Source organism: Enterobacter sp. ENT02 (genome assembly GCF_019219165.1).
Lineage (GTDB): Bacteria > Pseudomonadota > Gammaproteobacteria > Enterobacterales > Enterobacteriaceae > Enterobacter > Enterobacter mori.
The window spans coordinates 221,432-241,796 of record NZ_JAHUWD010000004.1 but is presented as its reverse complement, the minus strand read 5'-3'; the positions used below and the strand labels follow the sequence as shown (position 1 = coordinate 241,796).

At 56.4% G+C, this 20,365-nt stretch carries 16 protein-coding genes; 6 read left to right on the top strand and 10 right to left on the bottom strand.

Going from position 1 to position 20,365, the window contains the following annotated elements:
- Window positions 1–31 precede the first annotated feature (31 nt).
- Together dapD and KW829_RS15675 are read left to right on the top strand one after the other, a co-directional pair.
- Window positions 32–856, top strand: a complete 825-nt coding sequence (gene dapD / locus KW829_RS15680; RefSeq protein WP_218308579.1) for a 2,3,4,5-tetrahydropyridine-2,6-dicarboxylate N-succinyltransferase — start codon at window positions 32–34, stop codon at window positions 854–856.
- Window positions 857–967: 111 nt separating this feature from the next.
- Window positions 968–1,357, top strand: a complete 390-nt coding sequence (locus KW829_RS15675) for a DUF3461 family protein (protein WP_010426739.1) — start codon at window positions 968–970, stop codon at window positions 1,355–1,357.
- A 104-nt stretch (window positions 1,358–1,461) separates the two neighbouring features.
- On the opposite strand, the gene KW829_RS15670 is transcribed toward KW829_RS15675, so the two are convergent.
- The 3 genes from KW829_RS15670 to dgt form a co-directional block, all read right to left on the bottom strand.
- Window positions 1,462–2,619: a CdaR family transcriptional regulator gene (locus KW829_RS15670; RefSeq protein WP_010426741.1), complete on the bottom strand. Its 1,158-nt coding sequence runs from the start codon at window positions 2,617–2,619 to the stop codon at window positions 1,462–1,464.
- Between the two features lie 146 nt (window positions 2,620–2,765).
- Window positions 2,766–4,202: a serine endoprotease DegP gene (gene degP, locus KW829_RS15665; protein WP_010426743.1), complete on the bottom strand. Its 1,437-nt coding sequence runs from the start codon at window positions 4,200–4,202 to the stop codon at window positions 2,766–2,768.
- 132 nt (window positions 4,203–4,334) lie between these two features.
- Complete coding sequence (dgt, locus tag KW829_RS15660) at window positions 4,335–5,849, bottom strand: dGTPase (protein ID WP_218308578.1); 1,515 nt, start codon at window positions 5,847–5,849, stop codon at window positions 4,335–4,337.
- 82 nt (window positions 5,850–5,931) lie between these two features.
- Here dgt and mtnN point away from each other — a divergent pair, with 82 nt between their 5' ends.
- The 3 genes from mtnN to KW829_RS15645 are packed head-to-tail and all read left to right on the top strand — an operon-like array spanning window position 5,932 to window position 8,071.
- Window positions 5,932–6,630, top strand: a complete 699-nt coding sequence (gene mtnN, locus KW829_RS15655; protein ID WP_010426746.1) for a 5'-methylthioadenosine/S-adenosylhomocysteine nucleosidase — start codon at window positions 5,932–5,934, stop codon at window positions 6,628–6,630.
- Complete coding sequence (gene btuF, locus KW829_RS15650; RefSeq protein WP_218308577.1) at window positions 6,623–7,423, top strand: vitamin B12 ABC transporter substrate-binding protein BtuF; 801 nt, start codon at window positions 6,623–6,625, stop codon at window positions 7,421–7,423. The genes mtnN and btuF overlap by 8 nt, the downstream gene beginning before the upstream one ends.
- A 30-nt stretch (window positions 7,424–7,453) precedes the next feature.
- On the top strand, window positions 7,454–8,071 hold the full coding sequence (locus KW829_RS15645; RefSeq protein WP_089599142.1) for a TRIC cation channel family protein: 618 nt from the start codon (window positions 7,454–7,456) through the stop codon (window positions 8,069–8,071).
- A 93-nt stretch (window positions 8,072–8,164) separates the two neighbouring features.
- Here KW829_RS15645 and erpA read toward each other — a convergent pair whose 3' ends face one another.
- Window positions 8,165–8,512, bottom strand: coding sequence for an iron-sulfur cluster insertion protein ErpA (gene erpA, locus KW829_RS15640; RefSeq protein ID WP_010426752.1), 348 nt, complete (start codon window positions 8,510–8,512; stop codon window positions 8,165–8,167).
- A gap of 86 nt (window positions 8,513–8,598) precedes the next feature.
- Window positions 8,599–9,999 (bottom strand): H(+)/Cl(-) exchange transporter ClcA, encoded by a 1,401-nt coding sequence (gene clcA / locus KW829_RS15635; RefSeq protein WP_089599143.1) that lies wholly within the window; start codon window positions 9,997–9,999, stop codon window positions 8,599–8,601.
- A 176-nt stretch (window positions 10,000–10,175) separates the two neighbouring features.
- Between clcA and hemL the strand changes: the two genes are divergently transcribed.
- Window positions 10,176–11,456 (top strand): glutamate-1-semialdehyde 2,1-aminomutase, encoded by a 1,281-nt coding sequence (gene hemL, locus KW829_RS15630; protein ID WP_089599144.1) that lies wholly within the window; start codon window positions 10,176–10,178, stop codon window positions 11,454–11,456.
- A gap of 84 nt (window positions 11,457–11,540) precedes the next feature.
- On the opposite strand, the gene fhuB is transcribed toward hemL, so the two are convergent.
- The 5 genes from fhuB to mrcB form a co-directional block, all read right to left on the bottom strand.
- Complete coding sequence (fhuB, locus tag KW829_RS15625) at window positions 11,541–13,523, bottom strand: Fe(3+)-hydroxamate ABC transporter permease FhuB (protein ID WP_218308576.1); 1,983 nt, start codon at window positions 13,521–13,523, stop codon at window positions 11,541–11,543.
- Window positions 13,520–14,410, bottom strand: coding sequence for a Fe(3+)-hydroxamate ABC transporter substrate-binding protein FhuD (gene fhuD, locus KW829_RS15620; RefSeq protein ID WP_218308575.1), 891 nt, complete (start codon window positions 14,408–14,410; stop codon window positions 13,520–13,522). Before fhuD ends, fhuB begins: the two co-directional genes overlap by 4 nt.
- Window positions 14,410–15,207 (bottom strand): Fe3+-hydroxamate ABC transporter ATP-binding protein FhuC, encoded by a 798-nt coding sequence (fhuC, locus tag KW829_RS15615; protein WP_218308574.1) that lies wholly within the window; start codon window positions 15,205–15,207, stop codon window positions 14,410–14,412. Before fhuC ends, fhuD begins: the two co-directional genes overlap by 1 nt.
- A 50-nt stretch (window positions 15,208–15,257) precedes the next feature.
- Window positions 15,258–17,468: a ferrichrome porin FhuA gene (gene fhuA / locus KW829_RS15610; protein ID WP_218308573.1), complete on the bottom strand. Its 2,211-nt coding sequence runs from the start codon at window positions 17,466–17,468 to the stop codon at window positions 15,258–15,260.
- 231 nt (window positions 17,469–17,699) lie between these two features.
- The gene (gene mrcB / locus KW829_RS15605; protein WP_218308572.1) at window positions 17,700–20,225 is read right to left on the bottom strand and encodes a bifunctional glycosyl transferase/transpeptidase; all 2,526 of its coding nucleotides are present in this window, start codon (window positions 20,223–20,225) and stop codon (window positions 17,700–17,702) included.
- Window positions 20,226–20,365 lie beyond the last annotated feature (140 nt).

The window sequence follows — 20,365 nt, the reverse complement described above, 5'->3', positions numbered from 1 at the left end:
GTGTTTTTTAGTGAAATGGAAAGAGTAAACAATGCAGCAGTTACAGAACGTTATTGAGTCCGCTTTTGAGCGTCGCGCCGAGATCACTCCGGCAAATGTGGATACCGTGACCCGTGAAGCGGTAAACCAGGTTATTTCCCTGCTGGATTCCGGCGCATTACGCGTGGCAGAAAAAATCGACGGTCAGTGGGTCACTCATCAATGGCTGAAGAAAGCCGTGCTGCTCTCTTTCCGTATCAACGATAACAAGGTTATCGACGGAGCAGAAAGCCGCTACTTCGATAAAGTGCCAATGAAATTCGCTGACTACGACGAAGCGCGCTTCCAGAAAGAAGGCTTCCGCGTGGTACCACCTGCGGCAGTGCGTCAGGGCGCGTTCATCGCACGCAATACCGTGCTGATGCCATCTTACGTAAACATCGGTGCTTACGTTGACGAAGGCTCCATGGTGGATACCTGGGCGACAGTCGGCTCTTGCGCGCAAATCGGTAAAAACGTTCACCTGTCCGGCGGCGTCGGCATCGGTGGCGTACTGGAGCCACTGCAGGCTAACCCAACCATCATCGAAGACAACTGCTTCATCGGCGCACGTTCCGAAGTGGTTGAAGGCGTGATCGTGGAAGAAGGCTCCGTGATCTCCATGGGCGTTTACATCGGCCAGAGCACCCGTATTTATGACCGCGAGACCGGTGAAGTTCACTACGGTCGCGTTCCAGCGGGTTCTGTGGTGGTTTCCGGCAACCTGCCGTCTAAAGACGGTAAATACAGCCTGTACTGCGCGGTTATCGTGAAGAAAGTGGATGCGAAAACCCGCGGTAAAGTGGGCATCAACGAGTTGCTGCGCACCATCGATTAATCGGGTATAACAAAAAGCGGGGGCAACCCCGCTTTTTTTGTATCTGAGGGTGGCGAAAATAGATTTTTTCGTTAATTATTCAAAGGTTATGTTGAGATCAAGGGTACCGCTATGTACGATAATCTGAAAAGTCTGGGCATTACCAATCCTGATGAAATTGATCGTTACAGCCTCCGTCAGGAAGCCAATAACGATATTCTTAAAATCTATTTTCACAAGGACAAAGGTGAGTTTTTCGCCAAAAGCGTGAAGTTTAAATATCCACGCCAGCGCAAAACCGTGGTGGCTGACGGCATCGGTCAGGGTTACAAAGAAGTACAGGAAATCAGCCCTAACCTGCGCTATGTGATCGATGAACTCGATCAGATCTGCCAGCGCGACCGCACTGAAGTCGATCTCAAGCGTAAGATCCTTGACGATCTGCGTCATCTTGAAAGCGTTGTGACGAATAAGATCAGCGAGATTGAAGCAGATCTTGAGAAATTAACTCGCAACAAATAAGTTGGGTGCGGCCTGATGCCCTTTCCCCGGCCCTCTCCCACAGGGAGAGGGAGAAAACCATCATGTAGGCCGGGTAAGGCGAAGCCGCCACCCGGCAAACAACATCATCGCTGCTCATCCAGCTGCAGCGCCACATACAGCAGCAGCCTGTCGTCAAAATTCCCCAGATCCAGCCCCGTCAGCTCCGAAATCCGGTTTAACCGATACTCCAGGGTATTGCGGTGAATAAACAGCGCCTTCGAGGTCGCCAGCGGCTGCACGTTGTGACGGAACCAGGCCTGCAATGTGCGGCGCAGCAGGCCGTTGTTGTCCATGGCTTTCAGGCGCACTAATGGCCGAGCCAGCTCATTGGCCTGCCAGCCGCCGCGCAGGCTGTCGAGCAGCACCGGCAACATCAAATCCTGATAGAAATAACTGCGGCTTTCCGGCATACGCTGTTTACCCACCATCATGGTGGTGCGTGCGGTCCGCCATGAGCGGGCGATACTGCCCGGCCCGGTAAAGTAGTTGCCCAGCGCAACGCGAAAACGCAACTGGCCGTTCTCCTGCATACGTGCAATCAGCTGATCCACACGGCGGCGATGGTCTTCTGCATCCCAGCGGCCAAACTGATTGAGCGCGGGTTTAAGCACCACCATTTCAGTCAGAGACACAATCGCCACCAGGTTATTGCGTTCCGGCGTCGCCAGCGCGTTTTGCAGCTGCTGCAGCTCTGCCATGGCGCTGTCCACGCCAAGCTGGCCGCTATCGACCTCAATCACCGCCACCACGCGCGGCTGGTTTAGATCGATCCCCAACCGCTGCGCCCATTCGCTGAGTGCAGGCGTATGCTCATCCGCCTGTATAAGGTTCATGACCAGCTCTTCGCGCAGGCGGCTGTCCTGGGCAAGAAGGTGCATCAGGCGCGACTGCTCCAGCATCATCTCCGCCGTCATACAGACCAGCTCGCCGTATTTACGCAGCGACTCCGGCTCGCCGGTCAGACCGATTACTCCCACAATCTCACCTTCAAGGCGCAGCGGCAAATTGATGCCCTGACGTACGCCATGCAGATGTTTTGCTACCGCATCGTCGATATCTACCACGCGGCCCTGGGAGAGCACCAGCAATGCACCTTCGTGCAATTCCCCAATACGCTCGCGATCGCCGCTGCCGATAATGCGCCCGCGAGCATCCATCACGTTGATATTGGTATCAATGATGCGCATGGTGCGCGCCACGATATCCTGCGCCATTTTGGTATCAAGATGCCAGCCAGCCATGTAACCCTCCTGTGAGCAGAGCTCAAGCATAGGGAAGTTCAGCGACGGCTGCATTGTGCGAATGCACAAAGAGAGAGGGAGAAGTATGGAGTTGTGGTAACAGTCACAGAAACGAGAAAGCCCCTGCGAACAGGGGCTTGAGAGGATTACTGCATCAGCAGATAAAGTGAGGTATCACCACGCTGGATATTCAGCGCCAGCACGGAAGGCTTGCTGTCGAGAATTTTGCGCAGTTCAGCGATGTTTTTCACCGGCTGCTGGTTAGCGCCCATGATCACATCACCTTTTTTCAGGCCGATACGGGCTGCCGGTGAATTCGCTTTCACGTTATTCACTACCACGCCTTTGTCTGCGCCTTTATTGCTCATCTCAGCACCTTCAATCCCGCTGAAGATGGTGCTGGAATCCACCTGATTCTGGCTGCTCTGCTGCAGCTCCAGGCTCACGTTAACCGGCTTACCGTCGCGCAGCAGGCCGAGGGTGACTTTGCTGCCAATCGGCATCGAGCCTACTTCGGCACGCAGGGCGGCAAAGCTGCTGATCGGCTTACCGTTCAGGGAGGTGATCACATCCCCCGCTTTAATGCCCGCCTTCGCCGCAGAGGAATTCGGCATCACCTGGCTGACGAATGCCCCGCGCTGGGCGTCAACCTTCATCGCTTTCGCCAGCTCGGAGTTCAGCTCAGTCCCGAGGATACCCAGCTCACCGCGTTTCACCTGGCCATACTGCACCATCTGCGCGGTCAGGTTTTTCACCATGTTGCTCGGGATAGCAAAGCCGATACCGATGTTGCCACCGTCCGGTGCCAGAATGGCGGTGTTGATACCGATCAGTTCACCGTTAAGGTTAACCAGCGCACCGCCGGAGTTACCGCGGTTGATCGCCGCATCCGTCTGGATAAAGTTTTCGTAGTTTTCCGCGTTCAGGCCGCTACGACCCAGCGCAGAGACGATCCCCGAAGTCACGGTTTCGCCCAGACCAAACGGGTTACCGATTGCCACGGTGTAGTCACCCACGCGCAGCGCGTCGGAATCGGCAAGCTTAATCGCCGTCAGGTTTTTCGGATCCTGAATCTGGATCAGCGCGATATCGGAGCGCGGATCTTTACCCACGACTTTGGCATCGAATTTACGACCGTCGCTCAGCTGAACTTTAATGGTGCTGGCGTTATCCACAACGTGGTTGTTGGTTACCACGTAGCCTTTTGCGGCGTCAATGATGACACCCGAGCCAAGCGCCATGAATTTCTGCTGCTGGCCGCCGCCCTGGCTGTCATCTCCTGCTCCACCGCCCTGACAGAACGGTGAACTCTGGAATGGCGAACCGTCCTGGCAGAACGGCGAGTTGTCGCCGAAGAACTGCTGGAAGTTACGCGGCATACGCGGCGTATTGACGGTCGTACTGCCCTCAACGTTAATACTCACCACCGATGGCATCACTTTTTCGAGCATCGGTGCCAGGCTTGGCATCTGCTGCGCGGTTGCTGCCGACGACGCGGTCTCGGCTGCAGTAGCAGTCAGAGGAGACAGCGCTAAACCTAAACTCAGAGCCAGTGCACTCATTGCTAATGTGGTTTTTTTCATGTTTCTCAATCTCGATTTACCAGATAACGCAAAATTGCTGTGTAACTCAGATTCGTTTTATACCGCTTAGTTCCGGGATTAAGTTTATGGAAAAAGTAAAAATTTATTGGTCGTCTTTACAAAACTCAGCGCTTATTCCACGGCCATGAGCTTGCGGTATTCATCCCAGGCATACAAATCTGTCATGCCGCTGATATAGTCCTGGATAAGGCGACAGCGATAATAATATTCCATTACCGGCCATTCAGGAGAGTGGCGCGCCAGCTTACCAATCGCTTCGACATACGCCAGACGATGACGGGTAGAAAGTTTCTGATAAAGCCGGGATTCGATAGGTATTCGCCGCACGCGCTCGTGTTCCACCAGCTCGCTGAATTCATCGACCGATAAGTGAAGCAACGGGGAATAAATTTCCAGTAACCCACTGATCACCCGGTATCCCTGCAGCTCTAATTGCTCCACGTCCGGATGGCTGAACACATGGCGCATCGCCACATGTTTATAAAGCTCAAGGAGTTGACTGAAACTGCTGTCATCTTCCAGCAGCGCGTGATTGAATTCCCCGCTGAAAATCAGCGGCAAATTATCAATAAAGCGCGACGCCGCGTAAGGCACCAGCTTATTTAATGTATTGACCCGCAAATACATAAAGAACTGATCTTCGGTACTGCGGCTGAGGGAATTAGAGCGCGATTTTTCCCAGGCATTTTCGACGACCTGAGAAAACAGCGACCCTTTTTCATGTTTACCCCAGGCATCATAAAGATGCTGATAAAGCTCCTCGACGCTGAATATTCTTTTCTCAACGGCGTCTTCCAGGTCGGCCACGCAATAGGAAATGTCATCGGCGGCTTCCATAATCCACGTTAATGGGAAACGTCCCTTTGCCGTTAATGAAAGTTCTTTACGCAGCCGCTCAATATAAGCCTCTTCGGAGAGATAGTAGCCCGGCTTTTTCATCAGGTAGCTGTGCGTGTCAGGCGTTTCTCCCATCCACCAGGCCGGGCGCGTGTATTTGAGTATGCAGCCCACCTGCGCCCACGTCAGATTCATGCGCATCAGGGAGTGCACCAGGCGGATCCCCTGCGCGTTACCTTCAAAATGGCAGAGATCCTGACGGACTTTGCGACGCAGATCGTTAAGGCCCTCTTCACCCTCACGCAGGCGTAAATCCCTCACCACGCAGCGATCGTCGCTCAGCGGCTGGCTTTTCGCGTCCAAAGGGAAAAGCCGCTGCTTAAACCAGTCGTTGATTGCCGCCTCGCCGAAATGGCCGAAGGGCGGGTTGCCGATGTCATGCATCAGGCAGGCCATCTCAACGATGCTTTCAAACGGCCCGGTCAGTTCATCCAGACCATAAGTTTCCAGCAGCCGCTGCTCTTTCAGGCGGCTCAAAATCTCTTTGGCAATGTAGCGCCCAACCTGCTGAACTTCCATGGAGTGGGTTAAGCGCGTGCGCACCGCGGCGTTACGCTCCAGCGGGAACACCTGGGTCTTTTGCTGCAAGCGCCGGATAGCGGGCGAGTTAATGATCCTCCCGCGATCGCTCTCGAAGATACGCAGGATCTCATGTTCGCTCTTTTCGCCCTGCGGCGAACGGAAACGTCGGTGCCAGTTAATTTTGGTGCGAAAATCGATTGGTGACATGTGCTCCCCCGCGTGAGAATGCGTTTCCCCTTAACCGCATGATAGACTATGCATCTTAACAAGGCACATCGCGAGTAAATCTATGAAAATCGGCATTATTGGTGCAATGGAAGAAGAAGTTACGCTGCTGCGTGACAAAATTGAGAACCGTCAGACTCTCTCTCTTGGTGGTTGTGAGATCTACACCGGCCAGCTGAACGGTGTTGACGTGGCTCTGCTGAAATCTGGCATCGGTAAAGTTGCGGCTGCGCTGGGTGCGACCCTGCTGCTCGAACGCTGCAAGCCGGACGTGATCGTTAACACTGGCTCTGCGGGCGGTCTGGCACCGACGCTGAAAGTGGGTGATATCGTTGTTTCCGACGAAGCACGTTACCACGATGCCGACGTGACCGCCTTCGGCTACGAATATGGTCAGCTTCCAGGTTGCCCGGCCGGGTTTAAAGCCGACGACAACCTGATTGCCGCGGCAGAAAGCTGCATCGCAGAACTCAACCTCAACGCGGTACGCGGCCTGATTGTCAGCGGTGATGCGTTCATTAACGGCTCCGTGGGCCTGGCGAAAATCCGCCATAACTTCCCGCAGGCGGTTGCCGTTGAGATGGAAGCAACCGCGATTGCTCATGTTTGCCATAACTTTAGCGTACCGTTTGTGGTGGTTCGCGCGATCTCTGACGTGGCAGACCAGCAGTCCCACATTAGCTTTGACGAGTTCCTTGTTGTGGCGGCAAAACAGTCCACCGTGATGGTGGAGCGTCTGGTGCAGAAACTGGCTCGTGGCTAAACATACCGTCAGGGCGCTGGCCGCCCTGCTTCTTCTCGCACCGGCATGGCTTTTCGCCATGCCGCGTGTGATTACTCTCTCCCCCGCGAATACCGAACTGGCCTTTGCTGCCGGGATCACCCCTGTGGGCGTGAGTAGCTTTTCGAATAATCCCCCCCAGGCCGCCAGCATTGAGCAGGTCGCGACCTGGCAAGGAATGAATCTCGAGCGCATTGTGGCGCTTAAGCCTGACCTCGTGCTGGCCTGGCGTGGCGGCAATGCCGAGCGGCAGGTCAACCAACTGACCTCACTGGGTATTAAGGTCATGTGGGTGGACGCAGTCAGTATTGAGCAAATCGCCCAGACGCTGCGCGATCTGGCCCCTTTTAGCCCCACGCCCAAAAAAGCCGAGGACGCTGCGAAACAGATGCTCAGCGACTATGCGGCGCTGAAATCCCGGTACAACACCCCCGCCAAAAAACGCATCTTTCTGCAATTTGGTAGCCAGCCGTTGTTCACCACCGGAAAAGGTTCGATTCAGAATCAGGTGCTGGAAATCTGCGGCGGCGAAAATATCTTTGCAGCCAGCCGGGTACCGTGGCCTCAGGTCAGCCGTGAACAGGTGCTTGCTCGCCAGCCGCAGGCTATCGTCGTGGTCGGAAATGCGAGCGATATTCCTAAAGTTGAACAATTCTGGCAAAGCCAGCTTAAAATTCCAGTGATCCCGCTCAACGGTGACTGGTTTGAACGCGCCAGCCCGCGTATTATCCTCGCCGCAAAACAACTCTGTGCCGCGCTGGCAGAGAGTCACTAACATAGATAAATACTTTTCGAGGATTTAACGATGCTCGTGTATTGGCTGGATATTCTTGGCACAGCCGTTTTTGCTATCTCCGGTGTTTTACTCGCCGGAAAACTGCGCATGGATCCGTTTGGCGTGCTGGTGCTGGGCGTTGTGACCGCCGTGGGCGGCGGAACAATCCGCGATATGGCGCTGGCGAATGGCCCGGTATTTTGGGTAAAAGATCCCACCGACCTGGTGGTGGCGATGGTCACCTGCATGTTGACCATTGTACTGGTTCGTCAACCCCGAAGATTACCCAAATGGATATTACCGGTGCTGGATGCCGTCGGCCTCGCCGTGTTTGTCGGTATTGGCGTTAATAAGGCGTTTAATGCGGGTACCGGTCCGATGGTGGCGATCTGCATGGGTGTATTAACCGGCGTGGGCGGCGGGATCATTCGCGACATTCTGGCGCGTGAAGTGCCGATGATCCTGCGTACTGAAATTTACGCGACGGCCTGTATTGTAGGGGGAATTGTTCACGCCACCGCGTATTACACCTTTGCGGTCCCGCTGGAAAATGCCGCGATGCTGGGCATGGTCGTGACGCTGGTGATACGTTTAGCGGCGATACGCTGGCACCTGAAACTGCCGACGTTTGCGCTGGATGACAGGTAAACGCAAAACGGTAACCGCAAGGTTACCGTTTTTCGTCTTTTCTCCCTCTCACTGTGGGAGAGGGCCGGGGTGAGAGCATCAGCTCGCACCCTCTTAAATACTGAACGACGAACCACACCCACAGGTGCTTGTCGCGTTCGGGTTGGTCACCACAAAGCGCGAACCTTCCAGACCTTCGGTGTAATCAACCGAACCACCGACCAGGTATTGCAGGCTCATCGGGTCAACCACCAGCGCGACGCCCTGCTTCTCGATGGTCATATCGCCCTCGTTCACCTGGTCGTCAAAGGTAAAACCATACTGGAAGCCGCTGCAGCCACCACCGGTAATATAAACACGGAGTTTCAGTTCCGGATTGTCTTCATCGGCAATCAGGACTTTCACTTTTTTGGCTGCTGCTTCGGTAAATTCGAGCGGTACAGCTACTACGTCATCACTCATCTTATGCTCCCATGAATACTGCATACTGCTATTGGGTAAAAATCACCCAATTCTTTTTTTCATTATCTAATACCCTGGTAATTCATTCAAGTATTCTGCGTTGAGGCCCGTTCAGCCTCCTGTTTCGCCAGGGTCCGTGCAAGAATGGTGGAGTATAGCGGTTTTCCACCCAGGAATTGGGCTAATAGTGTCGCGCCGAGACAGGTAATGATCATTGGCAAAATGAGCTGGTAATTGTCCGTCATCTCAAGCACCAGCACGATCCCGGTCAAGGGTGCACGCAGGGACGCGGCGAGCAGTGCCCCCATTCCGGCGACGGCAAACGTCCCGGCTTCAAGATGATAGGCCGGGAAACCCACAGCCGCCGCCATGCCAAAAGCGGTTCCCAGCAGCGTGCCCAGCGCCAGCATCGGGGCAAAAATGCCGCCAGGCGCGCCGGAGGAGAAGCAGAGCACGGTAGTGATCACCCGCGAGATGAACATGAACAGCAAAAGACCAATGCTGAAATTTCCCGCCGCCGCAATGGGGATAAGCCCAAAACCGCCACCTGCCGCGTTGGGTTCGATAAAGCCCAGAACCCCACACATGCCGCCGAGCAGCCCTCCCACCAGCACCCATTTGGTCGTGTTACCACCGTGGATCCGCTGAAACATGTCCTGAGCACGTAAAATAAGGCTGTTAAACAGCGGACCAACAATGCCAAAAATCATGCCGAGGATCAGATACAGCCACAACGTATTGACCGGCGCATTGGTGAGCTTCCCGACCTCGATGACCGCCCCTTCGCCATTGAAAAGGCGAAAGACGATACTCGACATGATCACCCCGGTAAACACCGCTTTTATCGAGATCAGGTTATAGCGAAACTGAGCGCGCATCTCTTCGATAATAAACAGGATCCCTGCCAGCGGGGCATTAAACGCGGCGGAAAGCCCTGCGGCGGCACCGGTTGCCAGCAGCGTATGGCGGGCTTCAGCACTGCGCATCCTGAACAGATCGCTGACCATACGGCCAACATTACCGCCCAGTTGTACGGTCGGCCCTTCGCGCCCGAGCACCATGCCCGCACCCAGCGTGCCTAACCCACCGATAAACTTCACGGGAAGCACGCGCCACCAACGGACCGGACGCAGCTCTTCGAGTGCCCCTTCTATTTCCGGGATCCCTGAACCGCCCGCTTCCGGGGCAAATTTCCGCACCAGAAAATAGCCCACCATGGCGAGCAGTGCAGATAAACCAAACGCCAGGATCCAGACCAGCCATTCGCGATCGGCATAACCCGCAACGGTGCCAATACGCCAGTTAAGCACGCCATTGACGGCCTTTTCGAACGCGACGCCCACCAGCCCCGCCAGCGTTCCCACCACGGCAGCGCCCAGCAGAATCGCCAGCGGCGTCTTGTCGCGGTTGAGCAGTCGTCGGATGCTGATACGGTGTCGCGCGCGCGCAAACTGTTGTTCTTCAAATGAGGGTGAGTCTGATTTCATTGCCTGTTCTTTTCGTCATACAAATCGCCGTCAGGATTTTACCAGAGACCGCCCCACCGTCTCCTGAAAATTACTTAACAAATCTTAAAGCATTGCCAGGGTAAAAATTTCATAACCATCCCCGAATCACTTAGAATAGTGTGCTTAATCATTTTATACGAACCAGGAACGACGCCATGAGCAAGTCTGAAAACCTCTACAGTGCAGCCCGCGAGCTTATTCCGGGTGGCGTGAACTCACCTGTGCGCGCCTTTACCGGCGTGGGCGGCACGCCGCTGTTTATCGAACGTGCTGACGGCGCGTATCTGTATGATGTCGATGGCAAAGCCTATATCGATTATGTCGGCTCCTGGGGCCCGATGGTGCTGGGGCACAACCACCCAACCATTCGTAACGCTGTGATTGAAGCGGCCCAGCGCGGCCTGAGCTTTGGTGCGCCAACCGAAATGGAAGTCAAAATGGCGGAACTGGTGACCGAACTGGTGCCCACCATGGACATGGTACGTATGGTGAACTCCGGCACCGAAGCCACCATGAGCGCCATTCGTCTGGCGCGAGGTTTTACCGGTCGCGATAAAATCATCAAATTCGAAGGTTGCTACCACGGCCACGCCGACTGTCTGCTGGTGAAAGCGGGCTCTGGCGCGCTGACGCTCGGCCAGCCAAACTCGCCGGGCGTACCGGCCGATTTCGCTAAGCATACCCTGACCTGTACCTACAACGATCTGGACACCGTTCGCGCGGCGTTCGAGCAGTATCCGCAGGAGATCGCCTGCATCATCGTTGAGCCGGTTGCGGGCAACATGAACTGCATCCCACCGCAGCCAGACTTCCTGCCGGGCCTGCGCGCCCTGTGCGACGAGTTCGGCGCGCTGCTGATCATCGATGAAGTGATGACCGGCTTTCGCGTGGCGCTGGCGGGTGCCCAGTCTTACTACGGCGTTGAGCCAGACCTCACCTGCCTCGGCAAAATCATCGGCGGCGGCATGCCGGTCGGGGCATTCGGTGGTCGTAAAGACGTCATGGAAGCGCTGGCACCAACCGGTCCGGTTTACCAGGCGGGAACGCTCTCGGGCAACCCCATCGCGATGGCAGCGGGTTTCGCCTGCCTGACCGAAGTGGCTCAGCCGGGTATTCACGAAACCCTGACCGACCGTACCACGCAGCTGGCAAACGGTCTGCTGGAAGCGGCAGAAGAGGCCGGTATTCCTCTGGTGGTCAACCACGTGGGCGGGATGTTCGGGATTTTCTTCACCGAGGCGAAAACTGTGACCTGCTATCAGGACGTGGTGAAGTGCGACGTTGAACGCTTCAAGCGCTTCTTCCACCTGATGCTGGATGAGGGCGTGTACCTGGCACCATCAGCGTTCGAAGCAGGCTTTATGTCCGTGGCGCACAGTGAAGAAGATATCAACAACACCATCGACGCAGCGCGTAAGGTGTTTGCGAAGCTTTAAGGGCATTGCCGGGTGGCGCTAACGCTTACCCGGCCTACGATGTTCTCCCTCTCCCCGTGGGAGAGGGCATCAGGCCGCACCTGACTACCGGCTCTGCTTTCTCAACAGATAAATAAAGTACGGCGCACCGATAAAGGTCGACAGCAGCCCCGCAGGGATCTGATACGGGAACAGCACCATTCTTCCGCACCAGTCCGCGAACACCAGCATCACCCCGCCCGTCAGGGCCGACATCACGATATGCGGCATCGTCCGGCGGAAGCCCATCATTCTGGCAATATGTGGCGCCATTAACCCCACAAAACTCAGCGGTCCAATCGTCATGGTTGCCGTCGCCGTCAGGCACGCAGCCAGCAGCAGCAGCGCCACGCGCGCTGGCGTCAGCGCCATCCCCACCGCACGCGCGGTTTCACCGCCAAGCGGCAGGATGGTCATCCAGCGACGGCACAGCGGAACTACCGCCAGCAGCGCGATCATGACGATCCCAGACCAGACAACCTGACTGCCGGTGGCATTGTAGGTTGAGCCAGAAATCCATGTCAGGATCTTCGCCATACGCGGATCGCCGCTGGCCTGCAGCATCATCAGCAGCATCGTGAAGGCGGTGCTCAGCGCCATCCCGGCCAGCAGCATACGGTGAGGTGAAAATCCGCCGCGACCGGCAGCAATCAGGATAATCATCAGCGTGACCGCCGCACCGATACTGCCGGCAGGCAGTAGCCAGCCAAACGCATTGCCCGGCACGAAGAACAGCATCAGCACCACGCCAAACGCCGCGCCAGAACTGATACCCAGGACTTCCGGGCTTGCCATCGGGTTGCCGGTGAGACGTTGAATAATGCACCCCGCTACCGCCAGCATCACGCCTGCGATCAGCGCAGCGAAGATACGTGGCCAGCGCCACTGCAGCAGTTCGTTGAGTAAATCACCCGTTGCCCAATGCCAACCCGAGGCATCGCGTCCGAAGGAGAGCGCCGCGAACGAGGCAATGATCAGCACCGCCAGTCCCGCCAGGCTAAACCACAGGACCGACTGCCGTTCAGCATGGACCTTATCACCCGCATCCATGGCGGGCGCGCTCATGCTGCGCAGGCGCGGCAGCAGCCACAGCAGCAGCGGCGCACCGACGAGTGCGGTCACCGACCCGGTAGACACTTCCATCCAGACTCGCGCCAGCCAGAGAATCATTTGATCGGAAAGCCAGAGGATCAGCGCCCCAATCAGTGGCGCCAGCATCAGACGCGTCAGCAAACGACGCGCCCCGAGCATTTTCGCCAGTAGCGGCGCAAACAGGCCGATAAACCCGATGATGCCGACCGCGTTTACCAGCAAAGCACTTAGCACAATCGCCAGCGTCAGCGCGCCCAGACGCGCCAGTGACAGGGCAAGACCCAGGTTGCGCGCCACGCCGTCGTCCAGCCCCATTAGGGTCAGCGGACGTAGCAGCAGCAGCGTCAGCACCACGCCGCCAATCAACTGTGGCCACAGGCGCTGCACGATGCTCCAGTCGGTCTGGGTGAGCGTCCCGGTACTCCACATGAACATGCTTTGCAACTGGTCGTGATGGAACAGCACCAGCAGTTGGTTGATCGCCCCGCAGTAGAGGCTGACCACCAGACCCGCGAGGATCAGCGTGACCGGTGAAAGACGTTTACCCCACGCCACGCCAAAGACCAGCGCGCCCACCACGCATGCCCCCGCGAGTGCTGCAAACTGCGAGGTTAATGCTCCCGGTAGCGCCCACAGCGTGGTAATGGTGATCCCAAGCTGTGCGCCGGTTGCGACCCCCAGCGTGGTCGGTTCGGCCAGCGGGTTACGTAAAACCTGCTGGAACAGCACGCCCACCAGCCCTAAACCAGCGCCGACTAAAAGGGAGATCGCCAGACGCGGCAGCAGGCTGTAGTGGAACAGCATTTGCTGAATATTGTCGATATCCGGCGCGGTAAAGGCAGCGTTCCACTGTTCACGCGGTAACGCGGTCGAGAGGTTGAACCAGGTCAACGCCATCGCGACGAGGAAAAGCAGCGCCAGTAGAAGCGCCGGGAAACGGGCAATACGCGTACTCATGCCTTGCCTCCCATCGCGTTGTCCAGCACGCGGGCAAAATGCATCGCCGACAGCGTCGCGCCGTAGAACCACACCGCTGGCGCGCGCAGGAAACGTTTCTCGCGTACGAACGGCATCGCCTGCCAGAGCGGGGTCGCCATCAGGGTTTGCATTTCGCGCTCGTTGCCGTGATCGAAGCACAGCACGTCCACATCGCGAAATGCAGCAAGGCGATCAATGCCAACGGCGGTGCTCCCCCAGAAGGTCATCTCCCCTTCCCAGGCGTTGCGAATACCGAAGCTGTCGAGCACTTCCTGGAACAGGCAGTTATTACCGAAGACCAGCATATGCCGGGCATCCAGCAGCGTCACCATCAGTAGAGGACGGTCGCCCCGGTGAGCAAAGCGCGGCTTCAGAGAGTCAATCAGGGCATCAAATTCGTCGAGGTGTTTTTTGGCCTCCGCCTCGCGATTGAGGAAATGCGCCATCTCGTTAATGGAATTTTTTGCCATAGTCAGCGGTTTTTTACCGTCGCTGAAAGAGAACCCGCGTCCTGGCGCAATGCGCGCCATGGTCTCTTCTGACGGACCGTAGCCCGCTGACCAGAACAGAAACGACGGTTTCATCTGGGTAAGCAGTTCGAGGTTTGGCTCCGTTCGCAGGCCGATGTCGATGACGGAATCCGGCAGCTTCGGCTCGTTCACCCAGAGGTTATAGTTAGGAATATCCGCCACGCCATACGGCGTGACGCCGAGCGCCATCATCAGCTCGACCGGCAGCCATTCCAGCGCCACAATCCGATGTGGATCTATCGCGGTGGCCCGGGCGGTATTCATTTTTAACAGCAGCGGTGACAGCGCCATCGCCATCAGCAGGCGACGACGGCTCATTGAGATTGAATCCAGCATCAGTAGACGAAGCTCACCGGTGCAGCCCCGGCTGGGTGAGGCAAAATCCCCATCGGAATACCGTAAATGGTTTCCAGCGTTTCGCTACACATCAGCTCAGACGGCGTTCCCTGAGCGATCATCTCTCCGCCGCGTAAGGCCACAAGGTAATCGCAGTAGCGCGCTGCCATGTTGATATCATGCAGTACCGCAATCACCGTCAGCCCACGCTGCTGGCTTAAACGATGCACCAGCGCCAGAACGTCGACCTGGTGGGCAATATCCAGTGCAGAGGTCGGTTCGTCGAGCAGCAGGCAACGGCTGTCCTGCGCCACCAGCATCGCAATCCATGCGCGCTGACGCTCACCGCCGGACAGGCTATCCACCAGACGGTGCGCCAGCGGCTTTAATCCAACCAGCGCATTCGCCTCTTCCACTTTCTCTCTGTCGGCTACGCCGAAGCGACCAAGCGCCCCGTGCCACGGATAACGACCAATCGCCACCAGCTCACGCACCGTCATCCCTTCTGCCTGCGGCAGCTGCTGCGGCAGATACGCCACCTTGCGGGCAAAAGCCTTGCTGTTCCAGCTCTCCAGCGGCTGACCGTCCAGCAGAATATCGCCTTCCGAAGGCGACTGGTGGCGTCCAAGCATCTTAAGCAACGTGGACTTACCCGAGCCATTGTGACCAATCAGGCCAGTGACTTTACCAGCAGGAAAGGTCAGTGAGAGCGGATGCAGCAGGGTGCGCCCGGGTACGCGAAAAGAGAGATTACTGAGCGAAAAGGTGGTGTCGGATTGCGTTTGATTATCCTGCATATCAGCCAACTTAAATAAAAAGGGCACGGCGAACCGTGCCCAAAGAGAGATTAGAAGCGGAAGGTCGCGGTGGCAACAACCTGACGTCCAGCTCCCCAGTAGCATGCATATTCGCTGTAGCAGCTGGAAACATACTCGCGGTCAAAGATGTTGTTCACGTTGACGCCGACTGAAGAGCCCGGCATTCCGAAGCGCGCCAGATCGTATTTCACCGTCGCATCCGCCAGCGCGTAACCCGCAACGTTAAACGACTCGTAGGCTTTCGGTGAGGCGGCGGAGTAGTAGGACACTGTATTGCCGATATAACGGGTGCCCGCACCGACAGTCAGACCGCTCAGCGCCGTTTCGTGGAAGGTATAATCCGCCCACAGAGAGGCCATATTGCGTGGTACTTCCGCCGGGCGACGTCCTTCATACCAGGTATCGTGCGTATATTCCGCATCGGTGTAGCTGTAGGATGCCGTCACGTTCACGTTGGCAGACACGGCCGCTTTCGCTTCCAGTTCGAAACCACGGGAACGGATTTCTCCTCCCTGCACGCTAAAGCCGCTGGTCGGGTTCGCAGGATCGGCGGTCAGGTTGTTATTCTTGGTCAGCTGGTACACCGCTGCAGTGACAACAACAGGCAGGTCTTTCGGGACATACTTCACGCCCGCTTCGTACTGCTTGCCGCGAGCCGGATCGAACGGCTTACCGTCCTGGGTCGTTCCCGAAATCGGTTCGAAAGATTCGCTATAGCTAAAGTACGGCGTGATACCGTTGTCGAACAGGTAGTTGATTCCCCCGCGCCAGGTGAATGCCTGGTCGTTAATTTCCGCGGTGGTTCCGCTAGCGCGATTCAGGGCTGACGTTTTTGCAAAGTCATAGCGGCCACCCATCGTGAGCACCCACTTATCCCATTCTGCCTGATCCTGAGCATACAGGCCCGTTTGCTCCTGACGGTTAAGCATCTGATACAGGTAGTAAACATCGACATTCGGATTACCATAATCAGGCTTCGTCATGCTGATAGGATCAGCGGTGCCATAGTCAGCGTTAATGTCATTACGCATGCGGAGATAATCGACACCTGTTAACAGGGTATGATCAACTGCGCCGGTCGCAAATTTGGACTGAAGCTGGGTATCAACCGTGAAAGAATTCAGATTTTCATCAGAACGGACATAGGCGCGGCTGATTTGTGCCGGGGCGATATAGCCATTGCCGTAGACAGAGCGGTAAAGGGTATTGATTTTGCTGTAGCGCAGATTTTGACGCACGGTGAACGTGTCGTCGAATTGATGCGAGAAGCTATACCCCACCATCTTCTGACGACGGGAGATCTTGTTATCTTCCTCGCCTTCATTGAAATCAGTCGGCAGTTTATGCGCGTTGCCGTTGGCGTCGTAGTAAGGCACAACGGTGCCTTCCCGCGGCAGCCAGCCGTAATAGCCCGCATCCGGATCGCTCTGGAAGTTGCTCAGGAAAGTAAAATCGGTTTTATCATCAGGACGCCAGCTGAAGGAAGGCGCAATCGCGTAGCGTGTAGACTTCACCATTTCCTGCTGCGCATTTTCACTGCGCCCCAGACCGGTCAGACGGTATGCCCACACGCCGTCATCGTCAATCGCATCGCTGAAATCAAACCCGGTTTGCCACAGGTTATCGGTGCCCATTTTGAACTGAATTTCTTTCAGCGGCTCGGTGGTCGGGCGCTTGCTGACCATGCTGACGACGCCGCCCGGGTGGCTTTTGCCGTACAGGACGGAAGTAGGACCACGCAGCAGCTCAACGCGTTCAAGGAAATACGGATCCATGGACGCTTCAGAATAGTTATCCCCCTGCAGCTTCATACCGTCCAGATACTGGTTGGTGTTCACGGTACTGGAGGTCGTAAAACCACGAATAGAAACCACGTCATAGGTGGTAGACGCACCGCGTGTCGCAAAAACACTTGGCGTATAGGCCAGGGCTTGTTTAACCGTGCCCGGCTGCTTCATGTTCATCTCTTCACGCGTCACCACGGAAATAGACTGCGGGGTCTTCTCAATCGGCGTATCGGTTTTGGTTGCCGTTGCGGTGCGTTTTGCCGCAATCGTCGGCGCGGGGCCCCACGGGCTCTCCTGCGCAGCCGGTGCGGAAGTGACGGTGATGGTTTCTTCTTTTTTCGGTGTTTCGGCCGCATGTGCGTAAGTAGACATGCCGGCAACCGCTGTGGCTACGACGACTGCGATTTTACGCAGCGACGTGTTAATTGGCTGAGCAGTATTGGAAAGCGCCATGTTTATCTCTGATGAAAAAGGTGAATGATAACGTAAACGAGAATTATTATTATGACCGCAGAATAATATGCGAAACGCTGGCTGCATAGCAAGCAGTACGCGCCCCTACGCATATTAAGGGTTTAAGAAATCAGCAAGAGAAAACGTAGCGTTAAACAGAATGAAAGCGCGGGTTAAGAAAATGGAATATGCAGGTAAAAAGATCCCCCCTTGCGGGGGGATCTTACGTGGTTAGTTTCCGCCGAACATATCTTTAATCCAGCCTGCGACACCGTCGCTGTCCTTCTTCTCATTCTGCTGCTGCGGCTGTTGCTGCTGCGGCTGCTGCGGTTGAGAAGATTGATCAAACGGGTTGCCCGTCGGCTGTTCTGGCTGGCTCTGCTGGCACAGCGAGTCTGGATTGGTTGTCCAGACCGGCAGCGTACGCATTCCACCACCGCAGATAAAGTTACCGGATCCATCAACGCCCATATCAACGATATCTTCCGGTGCAACAAGGTTCAGCGGCACCGGAGACTGATTTGCCAGATAACGCTGGTAAATCGACATCGCCCCGCTCGCACCGTACAGTTTGGTCGGCTGGTTGTTATCGCGGCCTACCCAGGTGATCACCACTTCACGGCCATCAATACCGGCAAACCAGGTATCGACGTTGTTGTTGGTGGTACCTGTTTTACCCGCCAGATGCAGACCCGGGTATTTCGCCCCCAGCTGACGTCCGGTACCGCGCTGCACAACCTGCTGCATGGTCCACAGCGTCATATACGCCGCCTGCGCCGGAACAGCACGCTCCGCCTGCGGGAAGCTCTGATACAGCACGGAACCGTCTTCGGCAATCACCGAGCGCAGCGCAGAAAGCTGTGCACGATTACCGCCGCTGGCGATGGTCTGGAACGCCTGCGCCACTTCGATTGGCGTCAGGTTAAGCGCCCCGAGGATCATCGCTGGCACCGGATGCAACTGATCTTTCGGCACGCCCAGCTTCTGCCAGGTATCGGTGATAGCAGGCAGGCCCAACGCCATACCGAGGTTAACGGTTGGTACGTTCATGGAACGCGTTAACGCATCCACCAACATTACCTGACCGCTGAACTGTTTATCATCGTTCTGCGGAGACCACACCTGACCGTTTGGCTGACGCAGGGAGATCGGTGCATCGGCGATCCAGGTATTCAGACGATACTGGTTCGGCTGGCTCAGCGCGGTGAGGTAGGTCGCCGGTTTTGCCAGAGAACCAATTGAACGACGCGCCTGCATTGCACGGTTATAACCCGCAAACTGCGGCTCAGCGCCGCCTACCATGGCGCGCACTTCACCGGTGTTACGGTCAACCACCACCATCGCGGTTTCCAGATCGCTCAGCTTGCGCTGTTTCTTCAGCGCTGGAATGCCCTCAACGGCCGCTTTTTCTGCCGCGTCCTGCGCCACGGAGTCGAAGGTGGTAAAGATCTTCACGCCGGAGAGATCTTTCACCTTATCACCGAGCTTAGACTGCAGCTCCTGACGCACCATCTGCATAAACGCAGGCTGCGGGGAGATCACGCCACCGCGCGGCTGAACGCCGAGTGGACGCGCGCTCAGCATGTCGTACAGTTCCTGGTCGATCACCTGCTGTTGTTGCAGCAGACGCAGCACCAGGTTACGACGCTCCAGCGCCAGTTTCGGGTTACGCCACGGGTTATAGATGGACGCCCCTTTTACCATGCCCACCAGCAGCGCCTGCTGGTCAAGGCTCAGCTCTTCCACCGGACGGCCAAAGTAGTACAGGCTCGCCAGCGGGAAGCCGCGGATTTCGTTATCACCGCTCTGACCGAGGTACACCTCGTTCATGTACAGCTCAAGGATACGATCCTTGCTGTAACGGGCATCCATCAGCACCGCCATATACGCTTCGTTGACTTTACGCCAGTAGGAGCGTTCGCTGGAGAGGAACAGGTTCTTCACCAGCTGCTGGGTCAGGGTACTTGCCCCCTGCACGGTACGTCCGGCGGTCAGGTTCGCCAGCACCGCACGACCAATCGAGTAAAGGCTAATACCGTCGTGCTCGTAGAAGTGACGGTCTTCGGTTGCCAGCAGGGTATCCACCAGCAGGTCCGGGAAGCCGTTACGCGCCACGAACAGACGTTGCTCGCCGTTGGCCGACGAAAGCATGGTGATCAAACGTGGATCGAGACGGAAGAAACCGAACTGGCGGTCGTTATCCATGTTCTCGATCGTTTCCAGGCGATCGCCGTCGAAGGTCAGACGCGCGCGCACCTGCCCTTCTTTGCTGTCCGGGAAGTCGAACGGACGACGGATCATCTCAATGCTCTTCGCCTGTACCGTAAACTCGCCCGGGCGGGTCATTTTCGTGACCTGACGATACTGTGTCGCCTGCAGCAGTTTGACCATCTCGTTCTTGCTGATGGACATATCCGGCTCAAGGTTCACCATACGGCCATAGACTGCCGCAGGTAACTGCCAGACTTTCCCGTCAATACGGCTGCGGATCTTCTGATCCAGATACACGCCGTAGATCGCGATCAGCACCACAAAAACAATAAACAGCTTCAGCAGCAGCCAGAACCAGCCGCGCTTACCACGAGGCTTCCGCCCTTTGCCTTTCCCTTTACGCGGCATTGGCTCATCATCCTCATAATCGTCTTCGTAGTCATCGTCATACTCCTCATCTCTGAGGCGACGACGGCTCACCTTTTCTTTCGCCGGACGCGTTGGCTTTCCCTTACGTCCTATTGGCTCGCGGTCATTCCCCGCCATGCTTTTTCTCCGCAACATTCAGGCGCAAAGGCCAGATTTTCTTATCTTTCACAGGTCTATGAAAGAAGAAATCTCTCAAAATAGGTTTTCTCCCTCTCCCTGTGGGAGAGGGCCGGGGTGAGGGTATCAGGCCACACAGT